At 56.7% G+C, this 14,073-nt stretch carries 11 protein-coding genes and 1 pseudogene; 5 read left to right on the plus strand and 7 right to left on the minus strand.

Going from position 1 to position 14,073, the window contains the following annotated elements:
* Positions 1-2 precede the first annotated feature (2 nt).
* A complete protein-coding gene (locus BFN67_RS04695; protein WP_080918489.1) occupies positions 3-707 on the minus strand; it encodes an ABC transporter permease in 705 nt (234 codons plus the stop codon).
* Between the two features lie 391 nt (positions 708-1,098).
* On the opposite strand from BFN67_RS04695, the gene BFN67_RS04700 reads away from it, so the two are divergent.
* Both BFN67_RS04700 and BFN67_RS04705 read left to right on the plus strand, forming a co-directional pair.
* Positions 1,099-2,304 (plus strand): DmpA family aminopeptidase, encoded by a 1,206-nt coding sequence (locus tag BFN67_RS04700; protein ID WP_245295158.1) that lies wholly within the window; start codon positions 1,099-1,101, stop codon positions 2,302-2,304.
* Positions 2,305-2,562: 258 nt separating this feature from the next.
* Positions 2,563-4,041, plus strand: a complete 1,479-nt coding sequence (locus tag BFN67_RS04705; protein WP_080918490.1) for an NAD-dependent succinate-semialdehyde dehydrogenase — start codon at positions 2,563-2,565, stop codon at positions 4,039-4,041.
* Positions 4,042-4,317: 276 nt separating this feature from the next.
* On the opposite strand, the pseudogene BFN67_RS04710 reads toward BFN67_RS04705, so the two are convergent.
* The 5 genes and pseudogenes from BFN67_RS04710 to BFN67_RS04730 all read right to left on the minus strand — a co-directional run.
* A pseudogene (locus BFN67_RS04710) lies at positions 4,318-4,658 on the minus strand (transposase); the annotation flags it as partial.
* A 131-nt stretch (positions 4,659-4,789) separates the two neighbouring features.
* Positions 4,790-5,929, minus strand: a complete 1,140-nt coding sequence (locus BFN67_RS04715; protein WP_080918491.1) for a pyridoxal-phosphate dependent enzyme — start codon at positions 5,927-5,929, stop codon at positions 4,790-4,792.
* A gap of 7 nt (positions 5,930-5,936) precedes the next feature.
* Positions 5,937-6,842, minus strand: a complete 906-nt coding sequence (locus BFN67_RS04720) for an alpha/beta fold hydrolase (protein ID WP_080918492.1) — start codon at positions 6,840-6,842, stop codon at positions 5,937-5,939.
* A gap of 45 nt (positions 6,843-6,887) precedes the next feature.
* A complete protein-coding gene (locus BFN67_RS04725; RefSeq protein WP_204842124.1) occupies positions 6,888-7,280 on the minus strand; it encodes a RidA family protein in 393 nt (130 codons plus the stop codon).
* 226 nt (positions 7,281-7,506) lie between these two features.
* Positions 7,507-8,166, minus strand: coding sequence for a GntR family transcriptional regulator (locus tag BFN67_RS04730; RefSeq protein WP_080918494.1), 660 nt, complete (start codon positions 8,164-8,166; stop codon positions 7,507-7,509).
* Positions 8,167-8,482: 316 nt separating this feature from the next.
* Here BFN67_RS04730 and BFN67_RS04735 point away from each other — a divergent pair, with 316 nt between their 5' ends.
* Both BFN67_RS04735 and BFN67_RS04740 read left to right on the plus strand, forming a co-directional pair.
* On the plus strand, positions 8,483-9,436 hold the full coding sequence (locus BFN67_RS04735; protein ID WP_080918495.1) for a tripartite tricarboxylate transporter substrate binding protein: 954 nt from the start codon (positions 8,483-8,485) through the stop codon (positions 9,434-9,436).
* Between the two features lie 9 nt (positions 9,437-9,445).
* On the plus strand, positions 9,446-11,458 hold the full coding sequence (locus BFN67_RS04740) for a tripartite tricarboxylate transporter permease (protein ID WP_080918496.1): 2,013 nt from the start codon (positions 9,446-9,448) through the stop codon (positions 11,456-11,458).
* Between the two features lie 332 nt (positions 11,459-11,790).
* Here the strand turns inward: BFN67_RS04740 and BFN67_RS04745 are convergent, their stop codons facing one another.
* Positions 11,791-12,861 (minus strand): site-specific integrase, encoded by a 1,071-nt coding sequence (locus BFN67_RS04745; RefSeq protein WP_080918497.1) that lies wholly within the window; start codon positions 12,859-12,861, stop codon positions 11,791-11,793.
* A gap of 111 nt (positions 12,862-12,972) precedes the next feature.
* Between BFN67_RS04745 and dusA the strand changes: the two genes are divergently transcribed.
* Entirely contained in the window at positions 12,973-13,998 is a 1,026-nt protein-coding gene (gene dusA / locus BFN67_RS04750) for a tRNA dihydrouridine(20/20a) synthase DusA (protein ID WP_080918498.1), read from the plus strand.
* Positions 13,999-14,073: the final 75 nt, after the last annotated feature.

Genomic DNA, 14,073 nt, shown 5'->3' on the forward strand with positions numbered 1-14,073 from the left:
CGTTATGCCACCCGCACAAGGTGACGGCTTGCTCTCAGATTCAATCGCTCGAGAACAAACTCCGATATCTTTGTCAGGACGATGTAACCCAGGCAGGCGAATAGATAGAGCAGGAAGTATCTGTGCGTTGCCGCAACCGCCAAGTTCACTTCTCTCATTAACTCGGAGACAGATATTAGCGAGACAAGCGCGGTATCTTTCAGGAGGATGATCCAAAGATTGCCGAGCCCGGGAAGGGCTAGCCGAAATGCCTGGGGCAATATGACAATTCGCAGGGATGCGATGCCCGGAAGTCCGAGAGACATTGCTGCTTCGTATTGGCCTCGCCCAATGCCCGCCAAAGCAGCCAACCAGATCTCGCTCGAGTACGCAGCGAACACGAGACCGAGAGCGAACGAGCCCGCCGCGACACCAGGAACGCTCCAAGACGCCTGAATATCGAGTTCTGACATCAAGAATTGAATGAGCTGTGAGCAACCATGGTATATCGCAAAGATGGTCAACAATTCTGGTATCGCCTGGAATGCGTTTGCATAGCCAACCGATGCGATCCTGAGGAGGCGCGATTTGCTCCGTCTACCCAATGCGATCATGAGACCGAAGAGCAGACCAAAAGGGAGGGCGAGGATTGCGACTTCTACGGTGACGAGCAGTCCACTCAGAAAGGACCAGCCCCAGCCACCTGCACCAAAACCTAATAACTCCATGCAGTATGCCTCCCGTCACCAACCACATGGATCGGATTAGTCCCTGCGCGTTTAAAATGATAAATCCGCAACGTACTGCATAAACATCGTGATTGTCGATGTATCCGGTTGGTTCAGGGCGATCCGCCTCGGACCTGCATAGTCAACTTGCAAAGGGTGCAGGTGCTTTGTGCCCGTATCGCGAATGGTCCCGAGCGAGCATGATTATCCCGGTCTATCGCCGCGTACGCTTCGAATCCACGTGAGTGGCAACTCGCGCCAGAGAAGATCTGCACTTACGAGAGCCCTGTCGATTACATCGATCAATGCGATGCAATGTCCCCGGTGTTGCTATTTGTCTGTCTTTCAGGAGCGATAGGTTGGCCGAATACACAACTTAGGGAGGGTTAGCGTGCTTAAAAAATTCATTCCGGCCCTGCTTGCGGCATCGCTGGCGAGCTCCATGGCAGCGGCTGGCGACCGGGCTCGCGACCTGGGCGTTGCATTCGACGGGAAGCCAGGCAAACTCAACGCGATTACCGACGTTGCCGGCGTCGAGGTCGGCCATGTTACCCTGATCGAGGGCGAAGGGCCGACTGAGGTGGGCCGAGGTCCCGTGCGAACCGGCGTGACGGTCGTGCTGCCAAGAGGGCATGCCAGTTCGAAGCCGGTAAATGGCGGCTTCTTCAACCTGAATGGCTACGGTGAAATGACTGGCCAGTCCTATCTCCAGGACCTCGGCCTCGTTTACGGCCCCATCGGCATCTCCAACACCAATGCCATCGGTCAGGTCTATGCCGGGATACAGCGCTGGACCGCGGAGAAATTCGGCGAGGCGTCGACGCCTGTCGTTGCCGAGACGTGGGATGGCGGCATCAATGACATCCAGGGCTTTCATGTCACGCCAGAGCACGCGATGGAGGCGATCGAACGGGCGAAGGGCGGTCCCGTCGCCGAAGGCAATGTGGGCGGGGGCACCGGCATGCGCTGCTTCGGCTTCAAGGGCGGTATCGGAACAGCGTCGCGGACGATTTCCATCGGCAAGAAGCCCTATGTTGTGGGGGTGCTCGTCCAATGCAACACGGGCGCGCGCGACGTCCTGCGCATTTCAGGGGTTCCGGTTGGCCAAGAACTGAACGCAAAGTGGCTGCCCTGCTACGCGCCGGGCCAATCGGCCAAGAAAAAGGAGCCGGAGTGCCAGGCCGACGGCACCGGCGGGAAGCCCGTTCCGGACGACGGGTCGATCATCGTCGTTGTGGCAACCGATGTGCCGTTGAGTTCGATGGTTTTGAATCGTGTCGCGCGACGCGCGTCGCTTGGCATCGGCCGCCTCGGGTCCTTTTCCGGCAATGGGTCCGGTGACCTGGTCGTATCCTTCTCCACGACCTCTGCCGCGAACGATGTGCCGGACGAGCAGCTGAAGGAAGGCCCGATGGTTGCCACGGGACAGCTCGATCCCGTCTTTCAGGCAACGGTGGAAGCCACGGAGGAAGCGATCGTCAACGCTCTGGTCGCCGCCCGCACGATGACGGGCGCAGACGGCTACACCTTGTTCGGCCTGCCGCACGATGAGCTGAAGCACATTCTCGGGCTGTATCGCAGGCAGCAGGCGAAGTGACTTGGTCTCGCCCATTGCCCGCCGGAGTACCAACCAAATCTCCTTCAATACGGACCGCTCACGGAGACAGTGAACAAATGTCACTGCAAGCGACGACCATGCTTCTGAGAGCGAACTGGCCTCAGCTGACCGCAGCTCTTGCAGCGATACGTTCGCTTCCTCGCCCCGATTACTATCCAACACGATTTATTTGCGAAAGCACTCGAAATCCTCGAAGAATTGCTCCGCGAATTTGCTAGAGAGGCTGCTGTTCGATCCATGCCCATTTCCCAGACCCTGCTCTCCAAGCTCAAGGATCCTTCCCTCATTACCGACAAGGCACTCATCGCTGGTGAGTGGATCGCTAAGAGCGATAGCGGCCAGACCTTTGAGGTCATTAACCCTTCCAATGGCGAGGTGATTGCTACGCTTCCGGATATGAACCGTGCGGAGGCGGCCCGTGCCATCGACGTGGCTTACAAGGCACAAAAAGAATGGGCCAAGAAAACAGGCAAGGAACGCGCCGTCGTACTGCGCAAGCTCTATGACCTGATTGTCGCGAATACAGACGATCTCGCCGCGATCCTGACGATCGAAATGGGTAAGCCGCTGGCTGAAGCGAAGGGCGAAGTGCTCTACGGAGCGTCTTATGTCGAGTGGTTTGGCGAGGAGGCCAAGAGAGTTTACGGCGACACCATTCCCGGTCACCAGCAGGATAAGCGTATTATTATCATCAAGCAGCCAGTGGGGGTGGTGGCGGCAATAACGCCGTGGAATTTCCCAAATGCCATGCTGGCGCGCAAATTTGCACCGGCTGTGGCTGCGGGCTGCGCGATGGTCTCCAAACCAGCTGCCGAGACGCCTCTCTCAGCGCTATCGCTCGCGCTTCTTGCCGAGCGGGCAGGCGTTCCGGGTGGTATTTTTAGCGTCATCCTATCGCAGGATTCGTCGTCGGTCGGCAAGGAGTTCACCGAGAACGAGAAGGTCCGCAAGCTCACGTTCACCGGTTCGACCGGAGTCGGGAAGATTCTGATGCGCCAAGGCGCAGAGCAGATCATGAAGCTCGGTCTTGAGCTTGGTGGGAACGCCCCTTTCATTGTCTTCGAGGACGCCGATCTCGATGCGGCGGTCGAAGGCGCGATGATTTCGAAATATCGGAACAACGGCCAGACTTGCGTGTGCGCTAACCGCCTTTATGTCCAATCGGGCGTCTACGACGCTTTTGCCGAAAAACTCGCCGATAAGGTCGGTACTATGAAGGTCGGCGATGGCTTCGAGCCCGGTGTGAACGCAGGCCCGCTGATCACGGAGGACGCCGTGGCGAAGGTCGCTGAACATATCGCTGACGCGCTTGAAAAGGGCGCCAAGGTCGCGGTTGGCGGCAAGCCAGACGCCAAGGGCGGTCTGTTTTTCCAGCCGACCATCCTGACCGGCGTGACCACGGAGATGAAGGTCGCGCGCGAGGAGACCTTCGGTCCGGTGGCGCCGCTCTTCGAATTCGATACAGAAGAAGACGTTATCGAAATGGCCAACGACACCGAGTTCGGTCTGGCGTCCTACTTCTACTCCAAGGACATGTCGAAGATCTTCCGTGTGGCAGAAGCGCTAGAATACGGCATGGTCGGTATCAATACCGGTCTGATCTCCACTGAAGTCGCCCCGTTCGGCGGCATAAAGCAGTCCGGACAGGGCCGCGAAGGTTCAAAATACGGCATCGAGGATTATGTCGAGGTAAAGTATCTTTGCCTTAACGTGTGACGCCCTATCGAAGGGTGCAGGAAGCCTTTCAGGCTATTGATAAGGCACTTGCTGTCAACCGGCGTCGTAACTGAGCTCTGATGCAATCTCGAAGACATCGCGGCACTTCGACGATGCGTGCTTCAAGTAGATCAAGTTTTCCGCGGCCGTACATTTGCCGTTTGATGAGCTTGAGCTTTGTAATCTGGCCGATTGACATCGGTATCCGTAGTTGCGAGCTCCCGCAACGTGAACAGGGCTAACTTATAGACGCGGACAAAACGGGGAGCAGGTCATCGACTGGGAGGCCAGGTCCCGACCCGACGGCAACGTATCCTGGGCCATCTTGAAGATCGGATCGGAGCGCAGCCGATTGGCGTCGTTGCCATCCTCGTAGCCAGCGGCAATCATCTGCATGCGAAAGCCGATCATATCCGTCAGGCCGTGGACGATCTGGTCCGGGCAGCGCGGATCATCGATGCACCGCGCCAGACGCTCGGCAACACGCAGCCGCTTTCCCACCTCACCAGAGCCAGAACACCACTGTTGGACGACAGCATGCCGCCGTCGAAACGGGCGACGATGCACTTACCACGAACAGATGACAAACTGGTCAGTGGCAGCGTAGGATCACTCATGGCGGGTGTGGTCTCCGGGAAATGGCGCGGATCGGCCAGTTCAGCAACCAAATCCTACGTCATTTCAACGGCTTGTGCCACATCCGCCAACCCCCCACGAATTTTTCAGGTTAGCTGTGTGAACACAGGTGCTAGGTGACATTCACTAACGTCGATTTCGTCTTCAACCCATGTCCTGTAACTATGATGACCGTCTTATCTTTTTCCGCGATTATTTCGCGCCCGGTTCTTGCGAGATATGCCCCGGCGACCGTAAGGGCGGAGGTTGGTTCCATAAAGATTCCGATCCGTGCCATATCCCTCCAACAAGATATCAAATCGGCATCATCCACGGATAACATCACATTATCGGTGCGCCGGATCGCTTCCAGAACTTGAGTTCCTCGAGGCGGATTGGGAAGCGCAACGCCCTCGGCGTAGGTCTGCTGAAGTTCCACACTAGTCACCTTGGGCTCATGACGCGACCAAGCCTGATAAATCGGCGCACAGGCAGCTGACTGAACTGCCACAATCTTGGGTATATTCTGGATGTAGCCCGCATCAAGGAGATCCCCAAAGCCGTCAATCAGTCCCATCACCAGACTTCCCCCGCCGACGGGGGTAACGATCCAATCGGGCGGGCACCAATCGCATTGCTCCGCGATCTCGTAGGCAATCGACTTGATGCCGCAGGCGAAGAATGGGTTCCAACTGTGCCCGATGTATTGAGTAGCTTGTCGCTCTATTTGAGCTTCTTTGGCTGCTTCGGTCCGGGTACCGGAGACCAAGTGGCATTCGGCGCCGTAAATTTTGATCTGATTGATCTTGGCTGGCGAAGTTGTTTCGGGAACGAAAATGTTCGCGTGCATACCAGCCGCCGCAGCGTAAGCAGCTGTAGACGCGCCCGCATTGCCGGAGGAATCTTCGGACACTATCTGGAAGCCCATCTTGTATAGGTGGTTCAAGCAAACTGCGACCCCACGATCTTTGTAAGAACCTGTTGGCAACGTATGGTCCAGCTTCATCGAGACATCCCAGTCTCGAAACCTAACCCTAAGGAGCGAGGTTATCGTCTCGCCCAGGGAGATGCGGGGCTCGTCTTCCGGTAAGGCCAGAGACTCGCGGTATCGCCAGAAATTCATGGGACGTCGCGCAAGCTGATCTCTGGGAAAGATGCTTGCACCTCTAACGTCGAGCACACCGCCGCAGGGACATCTCCAGATAGGAGAATACTGCGGGAACTCGCTCCCGCAGCTGTGACACTTTAGTATCGGATCGGAGTAGTTTCCCATAATTCGGTCAGGCTTTGGAGAAGCACTTGTCGCTGAAGCCTAGTAACAGGTCCTGAGTGATCTCAGGCTCTTCCTCAGCCAGGTAATGACCAGACGGCACGACACTGCCTTCGATTGAGTTGGAACACCGCACTTTGTAGATATCCATGATGGGGGATTTGGATGCATTGCCTTTGGAGCCCCAAAGCAGTTGCACCGGAATGGAAATCCGTTCACCTTTGTCGAGCGCCGCACGGATCCGTGGCACATCGATGTGATAAGCTGCGCGGTAATCATTGAGCATCGCCATCATGGCGCCAGGGGCGAGAATACAGTCCATATAATAGTCATAGACGCCGTCTTCCTTAAGAATATCCACAAAACCCGGCGTTCTATTGTAAAAGTTATTCACGTAAATTCTGGTGTTCGCTGCGTTGCCATCCAGCAAATCCTCGGCCATAGGGGAGGCCAGCTTGAACAACTGGTCCCAATGATGCGAGCCGGTCTGGGTACTGGTCATCTCTTGATAGATGTATTCGGTCGGGAGCATGTCCATGAACGAAACACCCAGAAGCATTTCCGGGTAGTCCATGGCGAAAGTCCTGGCAATCCGGGCGCCACGGTCGTGCGAGAGCATTACACACTTGTCAATACCCAAGTGCGTGAGCAGTTCATAAATATCTTGTGCTTGCAGTCTTTTAGTCAGATCCTCCATTTTGGCAGGCTTTTCGGATAGACCGTAGCCGCGGTTGTCGGGAACGATCAAATAATGATCTTCCATCAACTTTGCGGCGACCCTGCGCCACATCATTCCTGTCTGAAATAATCCATGCACCAAAACAAGAGGCTTTTTCTTGTCGCCCCCCCCGTGCATATAGAACATCCGTATGCCATTCACAGTGGCATACTCGCCCTTGAGGCCGTTGATGATCATTGCGTTCTCCTGGTTCCAAATTGTCTAGCGGAAAGAATCGTTGGATTAGAGAGTTGCGATGGCTTCGATTTCTACTTGGAAGCCATAATGCAATTCGGGCGTGGGGACGACGGATCTGGCTGGCCTATGTTCGCCAAAGAAGTCTTTGTAGGCGGCATTGATCTCGTCCCACTTCGCAATATCGGAGACGTATACTGTCACCTTCACGACCCGATTGAGATTGGTTCCCGCTGCCTCAAGCACGGCTTTGACGTTGTTCAGGCTCTGCATGGTTTGCTCGGCGGCGGTGCCATCGTTGTTTGCCTTCGTTTTGGGATCGATAGGCAGCTGACCAGAAACGAAAACCAAATCGCCAGTTTTCCATCCTTGCTCATAATGACCAGCAGGGACGGGTGCATTTGACGAGAATATTTTCTTCATTCCAGATTGTGTCTTCATTCTCGAAGTCCTTTATTTAACAAGTCACGGTCGATCCCGGATAATTTGGAGTTGTTGTTGTCGCGCTCACTGATTGCCGAACGCAGAATTGATGCGGCGCAGGACACTGGCAGGCGCCAAGGCTCGGGAACAAAGTAGATACCTTGCGGTGCTGGATTGTTGGGCGCTACGTATCCGGCGATCTGTATGTCATCCGACGCGCACCTTCCGGTGATTACCTATTGGTTCACAGCGAACCTTTCTCGCGAATGACAGTAGCCGAGATGCCCTCGACAATCTTCACGTGGGACAGCAGCTCGACTTCTGCGTCGGGGAGGCGCCCCGCGAGCGTAAGGTCAACGATTCTGCGATGCTGATGAACGGCGCGTTGCATCCGCTTAATGTCTCGTGGCAGACGGTGCCGGATGGCTTCGACATAATCGATAATGCTGCGATAGGCGCGAGATAAAAGGGGATTGTTCGCGGACGCGATTAAGGCATTGTGGAACGCCGTATCCATGGCTTCCGCGCGGGTCAGGTCACCTTCTTCGATCGCTATAGCGCCGCCGGCCAAGGGGACTGAAACTGCGGCCGCGAGTCTCTCCGGATCCTGACCTGCGGCAAGGCGCAAGGCGCCACATTCAAGAACTCCGCGCATAGCACACACTGACCGGATCATCTCCGACGTCAAAGAGACGACAAATGTTCCGCTCTGCGGACGAATTACGACCAAATCTGCAGCGGCGAGTCGCGACAACGCTTCGCGCACTGGGGTACGACTGATGCCCATCGCGGCGGCCAAGCTTCGGTCAGAGAGCCGTTCTCCGAAGGCGTAGCGCCCCTTGATAATGCCTTCGCGGATGAACGTCTCCGCATTCAGGCTCAAATTTTCCAATCTGTCTGTCATAAAAACTGGAATACCAGATTGACTGCTGCAGCGTCAAGAGGCATAACTGGAATGCCAGATGTTTTTCCTGTTCCTGCAGGAATGCCTTTTCGCGTGTCTAGGCCCAAGCCCAGACACGGAGTCCAAAACAAGGAGGGGTGACTTAGAAAACATCTCAAAAACACTGCGATGAGGTCTGCAGTGACGCTTGTTCGGCAGCTGAGAACGGCAGTTCAATCGACCGATGGCCTTCACGGCCTTTTGTAAAGCTTCCCGTATCCGCGTGATCGCAGCCCTGCCTGCTCAAAATCGAGCAAATTCAAAGGAGGAGAAAACCATGAAAATCGCTCTTGCTTCCGTATTGCTGACCATTGCAACAACGGCCCCTCTGGCGGCGCAGTCGGTGAGCGACTTCCCGAACAAACCGATGACCTACATCATTCCCTTCAGCCCCGGCGGTGAATCCGATATTTCGTCGCGCTTCCAACAGTCGGAGTGGGAGGACGTCACAGGGGAGCAGGTGATCATACAGTACCAGCCCGGGGCCGGTGGCGCGCAGGCGTGGTCGCAACTCAACTCGTTGCCGGGTGACGGCTATTCGATCATGCAGATCATCATGCCGCACACGGTCTTGCAGCCACTCACTGGATCGGCCGGCTACGAGACCAAAGATCTCACGCCGGTCAACTACTTCCACTACACACCCGACGCAATCTTTGTGCGGAAGGAAAGCCAGTTTACGACACTGAAGCAGCTCGTGGACTATGCCGAGGCGAATCCGGGCTTGATTACTTTTGCGGGTTCGGGTTCGAACTCCTCGAACAACCTCGCCGCCATTCGCTTCGACGAGCAAGCCGGCGTGACAACGACCTACGTTCCCTTCTCAGGCTCCGGCCCTTCGATAACTGCCGTGCTCGGAGGATCCACGATGGCCGGTTTCAACTACGCGACCTCCGGTGTGAGCCAAGGCGACGCACTGCGGATGCTGGCTGTTGCCTCTGCCGAGCGTCTCCCGGCCTTTCCGGACGTGCCGACCTTTAAGGAGCTTGGATACGACATCGTCGGCGGCGCGTACCGTGGTGTCGCCGTTCCCGCAGCCACACCAGAGGATCTGCGTCAACGAATTTCCGACATCGTTTCCGAGATCAACCGCCAACCGGACTTCATCGAGAAGATGGAAGACGCGGGCTTTGTGCTGATCGATATCGGTTATGACAAGGTTCCCGAATTCGTCGCTGCGCGCATCGAAGAATATACCGCCGGCGCTAAGGCGCTCGGACTCGTCAAGTGAGCGGAAAAGATGGACATCTTCGGCTATCTTTTGGACGCTCTTACACCACTTAACCTCATCCTTGCGCTCGCTGGCGTGGCGCTGGGGACGGTGATTGGCGCGTTGCCTGGGCTCTCGGCAACCATGGCGGTTGCCGTGCTTGTCCCATTCACGTTCACCATGAACCCGGCCGCCGGCCTCATTGCGCTCGGCGCGATTTACACCGGCGCTATATACGGGGGTGCCTTCGCGGCGATCCTAGTCAATACGCCAGGAACCCCGTCGTCGATCGCGACTACATTTGATGGCTTTCCGATGGCCAAGCGAGGTGACGGCGGTCTGGCGGTGTCCATCGCCACCATTGCCTCGGTGGTCGGCGGGATCGTTGGGGCGGTTGCGCTACTTCTGCTAGCACCGCCACTGGCGAAAGTCGCGCTCACATTCGGCCCGACTGAGTACTTCTGGCTTGCAGTCTTCGGCCTTACGCTTATCGCGGCCTTGTCGGTCGGCAATACAATCAAAGGGTTAATCGGGGCCTGCATTGGACTGTTTCTGTCGCTGATCGGCGTAGCCGTCGTGGGCGGGGATATTCGCTATACGCTCGGGATGCAGCGATTTCTTGGTGGTATCGATCTGACTTCGGCCATCATCGGGTTTTATTGCATGCCGGTAATCTTGGATCTCGTCGCGACCGCCGAACCGCATCTCAAACCATCCGCTCAAGGAGGGCTTCGGTTGAGGGAGGGATTTGCGTTGACCACCAAGCGCAAGTTCCTATTACTGCGCTCGTCCGTGATAGGAACGGTGATAGGAATACTGCCCGGAGCCGGTGGTTCCATCGCCGGTCTGGTGTCCTATTCAGAGGCGCGGCGATCATCAAACGAGCCCAAGACGTTCGGCAAAGGCAATCCGGATGGGATTATCGCAACCGAGGCTGCGAACAACGCTACGGTTGGAGGAGGTTTCGTCCCGACGCTGGTTCTGGGCATCCCCGGCACCCCACCCGATGCGATCATCCTCGGCGCGCTACTCGTGCAAGGGATTAAGATCGGGCCGACGCTTTTCACCACGGATGCGCCTGTCGTCTACACCTTCATCTGGGGACTGCTCATCGCCACCCTACTCATGCTGCCGGTTGGTTTGCTGATCGGACGCTATGCTTATGCCTCCATCGTCAAGGTGCCCAAGGCAGTGCTTGCGCCTACGGTCGCCCTGCTCACAATCATCGGCTCCTTTGCGATTCACTCGAATGTGGAAGACGCTCAACTCATGGTCGGACTAGGCATACTCGCCTGGTTCCTGAGTCGCTATGGGTTCCAGCCGTCACCAATTGTCCTCGGTCTTGTTCTCGGGTCGATCGCAGAGCAGGGATTTGTTCAGACGTGGCTCATTGGCAATGCCTCAGGCCGCTTGCCCGAGATGTTCTTCGGCCGCCCTATCAGCATCGGGATCGTCGTCGCCGCACTAATCACTCTGGTCTTTCCCATTTGGGCTGACTGGAAGGCCAAGCGACGCAAGCAACTGGAAGCCGTTCCTGCTTCCGACGACACCGACGCGTCGATCGATCCCGCGATAAAGATCCGCGACATCGCAGCTGTGGCCTTCGCCGCAGGTTTTCTGGTGCTTGGGTTGGGGATCTGGATGGGGGCTTCCGAGATGTCGATGCTCGGCTCAGTTTTCCCTCGCACGATTGCAGTTGCGCTCGGGATCTTCTCTCTGCTCTTAATCGTCCAAAACATACAGCGTCCGGTAGGCTTGGCAGGCCCGGCAGACCGAATCGTCTTAGCGCTCGACATGGGCGGCAATCGCCGCCTGCTGTTGGGTGCGGTCATGTTGTTATGGGTGTTTCTTGTGCCCATGATCGGCTTCTTGGTCACGAGCATAGCCGCCTTCATCACAATTACGGCAATTGCGAACTACGATCGCCCACCGCTGTCGACGTGGGTCGTCTGGATTGCTGCGGGAGCGGCGATTTGCACCGGATTCTGGTGGCTCATGGCAAACATCCTGCTGTTGCGTATGCCCGACGGACTACTTTTCTGAATCGATATAAACAGTGAATAAGCGCAATCAGGAAATCGCCACCATCGGCGGCGATAGGATCGGCGCAGGATTCGAGATGGAGGGCGACTGCTACCGGATGGCTCAAAGCTGCTCCCGGCAGAAAAGCGAATCTGACCGGCGTCAATTGGGCCCATCAGGACCAAATCGACGCCGATGCTCGTTGGCTACAAGGACAGCGCGCTCGCCAAGGTCCGCAGATGTCCGCAATAGCGGGCTGTTGCGCCGTCCGTGACTGGTTAGGGCCTCGAATTCGACAAGGATGCTGTTATCAATCAGCACTGACTCCGGCAACCAATATGTGTCTCTTGATCTCATGCGTTGCCAATTGCGAGGTCCAGCCCGCCCCAGTCTGCGTATTTATCTCCAGATTCGCGAATGTGGGTGTAGCGCTTGAGGCTAACCCAGGACCTATGACCGCTGACTGCCGCCACATGAGGGATGTTCCAGCCCATCTCAAATAGACGGGAAATGCCCTCGTGCCGTAGATCGTGGAAGTGCAGATCATCGATGCCAAGCAGCTTGCACGCCCGGGTAAAATTCGCCGTTATGGCGTCGGCCGAGTAGGGGAAGATCTCCGCCCTATTCTTGGGCATGCTTTCAATGACTCGAATGGCTTCGACCGTAAGGTCGACCCACGTGTCATTCCCGATCTTCTCACCAGGGTGCTTCATGTCGCGCACGAGCACGCGCTTGTGCTGCTTCTGGTAGTCGTCCCAAGCGATTTGCGTGATTTCAGTTTGTCGCCGGGTCGAGAAGAGCGCGAACGCGACGACCTTGTGCATTGGCATAGCTTGGGGGGTCCTTTTGCGCCGTTCAACATAGTGAGCCAGCAGCTTGTCGAGTTCTTCGAGAGTCGGTCGCCGATTGCGCTGAACGGATCGCGAAATGATGCCCATACGGCGTGCGACCGTAATCGCATCTTTCATCTCCCGATCATCCAGCCGGTAGTCCCACATCGGCCGCGCGATAGCGAATATCGCGGCGAGATGGCTGGCATAGTTGCCCACTGTCTGGGGCTGGCTCGTCAGCGATTGAAGAAACTCGATGATGTCTCTCGACTTGATGGTGGAGCAGGGCATATCGGCTATCGCGTAGTTCTTGATCGCTCTGAGCACTTGTGCCTTCGTCCGACCGATCTCCTTTATGGACTCTTGGGTGTATCTGTCGATGGCCTTGGCTAATGTCGGATCTGCCGCCTTGATTTCGTCGATGGCGCCTAGCTTTGCGAGCTCACGCTCCCTCTTTTTCATCCAAGCCGCCGCGGCTGGACGTCTGTCAAAAGTCTCCGTCTCATGATAGGTTGCGCCATCCCGCATAACCCGCACTCGCGCCATGTAGCCGACGCTGCCATCTTTGCGCTTGCGCGCGGTAATTGTGCCCATTATCGCTTCCTCATTTGGTACACGGGGATTCTATTTGGTACATTGTGCCAAGTCCAGCTCCGAAACCGGCGGATTTGGTACAAAACGAGCGTGAACGAGACGGAGAAAAGAATGCCACAAGAGCCTGATAAAAAAGGAAAAAGCAGATATTTCAAGGCTCCTGTTTTCGCCGTTGCGCCGATGATGGACTGGACTGACCGGCACTGTCGGTATTTCCATCGCCAGTTGACGCGCCATGCCTTGCTCTACACCGAAATGGTGGTTGCGGACGCTGTCATCCATGGGAAGCGCGAGCGTCTGCTGGGCTTTCATACAGCCGAGCATCCGGCCGCGTTACAGCTTGGTGGGTCCGGCCCACGGAAACTTGCCGAGGCAGCTCGGATCGGTGCCTGTTTCGGTTATGATGAGATCAATCTCAATGTCGGCTGTCCGTCCGACCGGGTGCAGTCAGGGACATTCGGCGCCTGCCTGATGAAAACGCCGGGTCTGGTAGCCGAATGCGTTGCCGCCATGAAGATGGCGGTCGAGATCCCGGTCACGGTCAAATGCCGCATCGGGGTTGACGATCAGGACCCGGAGGAGGCGCTGGACAGGCTCGCGCGGGCGGTTTTCGAGGCTGGGGCCGATGCGCTGTGGGTCCACGCCCGCAAGGCGTGGCTGCAAGGACTCAGCCCAAAGGAGAACCGCGATATTCCGCCGCTCGATTACGGACGAGTGTATAGGCTCAAGCAAAAATACCCAAATAGATTCATCGGATTAAACGGCGGTATCCAATCCATCGATGAAGGGCTGGAGCATCGCCGGCATGTCGATGGCGTGATGCTTGGCCGCGCCGCCTATCATATGCCTGGTATCCTCGCCGGTGTCGATACAGCGTTCTATGGAGAGCCTTCCGTCGCCCTCGATCTTTCTCGCGTCATCGACACGATGGCCGATTACGCCGGATGTCATATTGCGGATGGCGGAAGACTTGGCCATGTGACGCGCCATATGGTTGGATTGTTCCATGGCATGCCGGGCGCGCGGCGCTGGCGGCAAGTCCTCTCCACCAATGCCGCCAAACCAGGCGCGGGGCCGGAGGTCCTGCATGCGGCCTTTGCTGCGCTCGATTTCGACACCGCGGAGGTTGCGGCCTGAATGTAGCCAGAGTATCGGACCGAAAAGTCGTTATCGCTTTCGGATTATTCCGGTGCTCCATCAAAGTGTTAGAGC

Origin of the sequence: Manganibacter manganicus (assembly GCF_002075885.1) — a bacterium.
GTDB lineage: Bacteria > Pseudomonadota > Alphaproteobacteria > Rhizobiales > Rhizobiaceae > Mesorhizobium > Mesorhizobium manganicum.